A 4,778-nucleotide genomic window follows, 5' to 3' on the forward strand; every position below is an offset into this window, starting at 1 on the left:
CGATCCACGCCGAGGCGCAGGCCGTGCACGGCATCAGCGCCGCCGATCTTGCTGGCAAGCCGACCTTCGCCGAGATCATCGATGAATGGCTTGCCTTCACCGATGGCGCCAAGCTGATCGCCCACAACGCCACATTCGATATCGGCTTCCTCAACCTCGAATTCAGCCGGCTCGACCAGCCGGCCATCGATCCCGGCCGCGTCGTCGATACGCTGGCGCTGGCGCGCCGCAAGCATCCGATGGGGCCGAATTCGCTGGATGCGCTTTGCCGGCGCTATGGCATCGACAACACCCGCCGCACCAAGCACGGCGCGCTGCTCGACTCCGAGCTGCTGGCCGAGGTCTATATCGAGCTCATCGGTGGCAAGCAGGCGGCGCTTGTGCTGGAAAGCGTGGCGGCGCAGGGCAACGGCGCCGGCGAAGTGGCTGACATCGACATCTCCGTCGGCGCAAGACCCATCGAGTTGCCGCCGCGCTTGAGCGAGGCCGACCGAGCCGCGCATGCCGGTCTGGTTGCGACGCTCGGCGAAAAGGCGTTGTGGCTCAAGGTGGCGGCCGCGGGGTGAACCGACGCCCTTAACGCCAACCTACGCGGTTGGCCGTATCGCCGATCCCTTCGTCATACTCGGGCTTGACCCGAGTATCCATGCCGTGACCTCCGTCGTAGGACGCAACGGTGCAGAATTCTGTTATCTTTGCAACGCCTTAGCGAAGGCATGGATTCCAGGGTCTGCGCCGCGTCGCTTCGCTCCTTGCTTCGCCCTGGAATGACGACGGCGCTGTCGCAGCGGCCAATCACGAAGGTCGGCGCTGTCCCGTCGACATCTCCAACAAAAAAGCCCGGCGCGAAGCCGGGCTCTCTACTCGATACGACGTAAGCCCGACTCAGCTCACCTGGATCTTGCTCGAAGCGGCCTGGTCCTCGGCGATACGCTGCTGGAACATCTGCGCGAAATCGATCGGGTCGAGCATCAGCGGCGGGAAGCCGCCATTGCGGGTGGCGTCCGAGATGATCTGGCGTGCGAACGGGAACAAGAGCCGCGGGCATTCGATGAACAGGATCGGCAGCATGTGTTCCTGCGGGAAGCCGCTGATGGCGAAGACGCCGCCATAGACCAGCTCGACGTTGAACAGCACTTCCTGGTCGAAGGAAGCCTTGGCGTTCAACGTCAGGTTGACATCGAACTGCTTGTCCGAAAGCGGGTTGGCATTGACGTTGACATTGATGGCGATGCCCGGGGCCTTGTCGCGGCCGCGCAGCGAGTTCGGCGCGCCGGGGCTTTCGAAGGACAGGTCCTTCACATACTGGGCAAGCACGCTGAGAGAGGGCTGGGTCTGGTTGCCGTTGCCGTTGGCGGCGCCCGTCGGCGCGTCATCGTTGCTGGCCATGAGCCTTTGTCCTTTTGCCTGGGCAGCATTGCTGACCGGATTGAAATCGCGGGTTCGCTACCATGGCCGACAGGACAAGACAAGTTTTGCCGGCCCAATTCGGCGTCGGGTCCGGGCCTGGTCAAAAACTCGGCGCGCTTCAATCGTTCTTCAGCCGCCGCCACGGCGAATTGTGGTCCGGCCGGTTCGGATAGTCGTCGCGCGAATAGTCGGCGTTGTCGAGGTCGATCACCTTGTCGCGGCCGCGGCCGCGAAACCCGCCGCCGGTGAAGCTGGTGGCCACGACGATGCGGCTCTTGAGCAGCCGCCAGGCCAGATCGCGCACCGGCGGCAGGAGCAGCAGGATGGCGAATATGTCGGTGATGAAGCCAGGAATGATGAGCAGGATCGACGCCAGCACGATCATCGCGCCATGCGCAAGCTGGCGGCTCGGATCGCGTCCGGCATCCATCTCCGCCCGCACCCGCGCCATCACTCCAAAACCCTGGTGCCTGAGCAACAGGCTACCGGCGATGCTGGAAAGGATGACCAGCCCGACCGTCGCCAAAGCGCCAACTTCCCGGCCGACGATGACGAAACCAGCGATCTCCAGCAAGGGCAACAGGAGCAGGAACAGCGGAAAGAGCGAAATGCGCAAGTCTTGACCGATCGCTTTCTTGTTTTACGGGCCTGCGGGCAATCGCCGCTGGCACCGGCGCCCTTACATAGGTATGGCTGCCTTTGATTTGAATGATTGCGCCTAGCGTTCTATATGCTTTGAATGTTGAACGCTATGCGACCCGCGGCCCCCTTCTGGTCGCCGGTCCGGCGCGGACAGGGCTCGAATTGGCGGAAGATATGGGTTTCTTCGACTTCGGCACGATTTTCTTCTTGATTGCGGCGGTTGTGATCTTTTTCCAGCTGCGCAACGTGCTGGGCCGCCGCACAGGCAACGAGCGCCCGCCCTTCGATCCCTATTCGGCGAGCCGCACGCAGGATGCCGCCGCCCAGAAGCCCGAGAACGTGGTGTCGCTGCCGCGCAAGCGCCCGCCCGGCGAGGCAGCCCCGGAGGCTTATGCCGACATCGATGCTTTCGCCAAGCCGGACAGCGATCTCAACAAGGGCCTGCGCACAATCAAGGACAACGATCCGTCCTTCGAACCTAAGACCTTCGTCGACGGCGCCAAGATGGCCTATGAGATGATCGTCATGGCCTATGCCGACGGCGACCGCAAGACGCTGAAGAACCTGCTGTCGCGCGAAGTCTATGACGGCTTCGTCTCGGCTATCGGCGACCGCGAGGCGAAGTCGGAAAAGATCCAGTCCTCCTTCGTCGGCATCGACAAGGCCGACATCGTGGCGGCCGAGATGAAGGGCTCCGAGGCGCATATCACGCTGCGCATCGTCTCCGAGCTGATTTCGGCGACCCGCGACAAGGCCGGCGCCGTCATCGATGGCGATCCGGAGACGGTCGCGGAGGTCAAGGACGTCTGGACCTTTGCCCGCGACACTCGCTCGCGCGATCCAAACTGGAAGCTCGTCGCCACGGAAGAAGAAGATTGATCGCGAGCGGTGGCGGAGCCTGCCGTGTCGCTGTCCCCGGTTTTCAACGAAAAATCCTTCGAAGCCCTGCCCGGCTGGGGTACTGACGATCATCTTGCCGCCTTCGCCGCGTTTCGCCGTTCCGCACACCATGCGCCCGTAAAACCCTATCGGACCGGTTCGCTCGGCGTCGATTTCAACGCATTCGCGGATGCCTATGCCGAAGCGCGTTCCGTTTCGCCCGCGAATCGGTCGCAGGCGCGGTCCTTCTTCGAGCGCCACTTCGTCCCGGCGTTGGTGACGCCTGAAACTGGAAGCGCCGGCCTCGTCACCGGTTTCTACGAGCCCGAGGTCGAAGCTTCGCCCGTCAGGACGGAGCGCTTCGCGGTTCCGCTGCTCTCCCGCCCGGCCGATCTGGTCGATATCGACGACAACAATCGCCCGGCCGGTATGGACCCTTATCTGGCATTCGCCCGCGAGACGCCGGTGGGTCCGGTCGAATATTTCGACCGAGGCCAAATCGAGCGTGGCGCGCTTTCCAGCCAAGACCTCGGGATCGCCTGGCTGGCCGACAAGGTCGATTCGTTCTTCGTGCATGTGCAAGGCGCCGCCAGGCTGAAGATGACGGATGGCACGCTCCGCCGCGTCACCTATGCGGCCAAGTCCGGTCAGCGCTTCACCGGTCCGGGCAGGATCTTGAGCGAGCTCGGCGAAATTCCGCTCGCAAGGGTGACGATGCAGTCGGTCCGCGCCTGGTTCAAGGCGCATCCTGATCGTGTCGACGAGATCCTCTGGCAGAACCGCTCCTACATCTTCTTTCGCGAAGCGCCGGTCGAAGACACCGGGCTTGGGCCCATCGCTGCCGCCAAGGTGCCGCTGACGCCCGGCCGCTCGGTCGCCGTCGACCGGCTGCTGCACACCTTCGGCACGCCTTTCTATATCGATGCGCCGACGCTCACTGCCTTCGACGAAAAACCGTTCCGTCGGCTGATGATCGCGCAGGACACCGGCTCGGCCATCACCGGCCCGGCGCGCGGCGACCTTTTCGCCGGTTCCGGCGACGCCGCGGGCGAGGTCGCCGGCGTCGTCCGCAACGCCGCCGACTTCTACGCCCTGATCCCGCGCGCGCTCATCGGGAGAGGGCGTTGATGACACGCCGCGACGACAAGCTCAGCGAGGATGACCGCATTCTCTGGAATCTCGTGGCGCGGACGGCGCGGCCGCTGAAGGGCAAGGCCGCTGTCGAGATACCTGACATCGTCGAGCCGAAGCCGGATCCCGCCCCCGCTCTTGCCAACGGCGTTCCCGCGGTTGCCGCCAAGGCCAAGGCGCAGCATGTCTCGCATGCGTTGGACGACCAGACGCTGCACAAGCTGAAAAAAGGTCGGCTGCCGATCGAGGGCCGCGTCGACCTGCACGGCATGACGCAGGACGAGGCCTATTCGCTGCTGCTCGGATTTCTGCATCGGGCGCATGCCGGCGGTGTCCGCTATGTCCTCATCATCACCGGCAAGGGTTCGTCCTCGGGCGGCGACGGGATCCTGCGCCGCGCCGTGCCGGCCTGGCTTTCGACGCCAGCGTTCCGGCCGCTCGTTTCCAGCCACGATCACGCCGCCCGGAACCATGGCGGCTCCGGGGCGCTCTATGTCCGGCTGAGGCGGACACGGTCATGAGGACGGCATCATGACGCCCTTCGGCGAGAAGCTGCGCGCCTTGCGTGCCGAACGCGGCGTCAGCCAGAAGTCGATGGCCGCGGCCATCGGCGTCAGCGCCGCCTATCTTTCCGCGCTCGAGCACGGCCGCCGCGGCGCGCCGACCTGGACGCTGATCCAGAAGATCATCGGCTATTTCAACATCATCTGGGACGA

Annotated in this window: 7 protein-coding genes; 5 read left to right on the plus strand and 2 right to left on the minus strand. The window is 64.4% G+C overall.

What is annotated here, in order from left to right:
* Positions 1-566, plus strand: a 566-nt coding sequence (gene dnaQ / locus Q0L57_RS06160) for a DNA polymerase III subunit epsilon (RefSeq protein WP_296739588.1), incomplete at its 5' end; no start/stop codon positions are given.
* A gap of 319 nt (positions 567-885) precedes the next feature.
* Here dnaQ and secB read toward each other — a convergent pair.
* Together secB and Q0L57_RS06170 are read right to left on the minus strand one after the other, a co-directional pair.
* Positions 886-1,389 (minus strand): protein-export chaperone SecB, encoded by a 504-nt coding sequence (secB, locus tag Q0L57_RS06165; protein WP_296739591.1) that lies wholly within the window; start codon positions 1,387-1,389, stop codon positions 886-888.
* A 139-nt stretch (positions 1,390-1,528) separates the two neighbouring features.
* Positions 1,529-2,026 carry an FxsA family protein gene (locus Q0L57_RS06170; protein ID WP_296739592.1) on the minus strand — a complete coding sequence of 166 codons (498 nt, stop codon included), beginning with the start codon at positions 2,024-2,026 and terminating at the stop codon, positions 1,529-1,531.
* Between the two features lie 200 nt (positions 2,027-2,226).
* Here Q0L57_RS06170 and Q0L57_RS06175 point away from each other — a divergent pair, with 200 nt between their 5' ends.
* From Q0L57_RS06175 to Q0L57_RS06190, 4 genes are all read left to right on the plus strand, one after another.
* A complete protein-coding gene (locus tag Q0L57_RS06175) occupies positions 2,227-2,931 on the plus strand; it encodes a Tim44/TimA family putative adaptor protein (protein WP_296739595.1) in 705 nt (234 codons plus the stop codon).
* Between the two features lie 24 nt (positions 2,932-2,955).
* Positions 2,956-4,059 (plus strand): murein transglycosylase A, encoded by a 1,104-nt coding sequence (locus Q0L57_RS06180; RefSeq protein ID WP_296739597.1) that lies wholly within the window; start codon positions 2,956-2,958, stop codon positions 4,057-4,059.
* On the plus strand, positions 4,059-4,583 hold the full coding sequence (locus Q0L57_RS06185) for a Smr/MutS family protein (protein WP_296739600.1): 525 nt from the start codon (positions 4,059-4,061) through the stop codon (positions 4,581-4,583). The genes Q0L57_RS06180 and Q0L57_RS06185 overlap by 1 nt, the downstream gene beginning before the upstream one ends.
* Positions 4,584-4,593: 10 nt before the next feature.
* On the plus strand, positions 4,594-4,778 hold a 185-nt coding region (locus Q0L57_RS06190; RefSeq protein WP_296739603.1), incomplete at its 3' end, for a helix-turn-helix domain-containing protein.

Origin of the sequence: Mesorhizobium sp. (genome assembly GCF_024509055.1) — a bacterium.
Classification (GTDB): domain Bacteria; phylum Pseudomonadota; class Alphaproteobacteria; order Rhizobiales; family Rhizobiaceae; genus Mesorhizobium.

Coding starts and splice junctions, on each gene's coding strand:
- Q0L57_RS06185 (WP_296739600.1), top strand. CDS start 4,059: ATGACACGCCGCGACGACAAGCTCAGCGAGGATGACCGCATTCTCTGG.
- secB (WP_296739591.1), bottom strand. CDS start 1,389: ATGGCCAGCAACGATGACGCGCCGACGGGCGCCGCCAACGGCAACGGC.
- Q0L57_RS06175 (WP_296739595.1), top strand. CDS start 2,227: ATGGGTTTCTTCGACTTCGGCACGATTTTCTTCTTGATTGCGGCGGTT.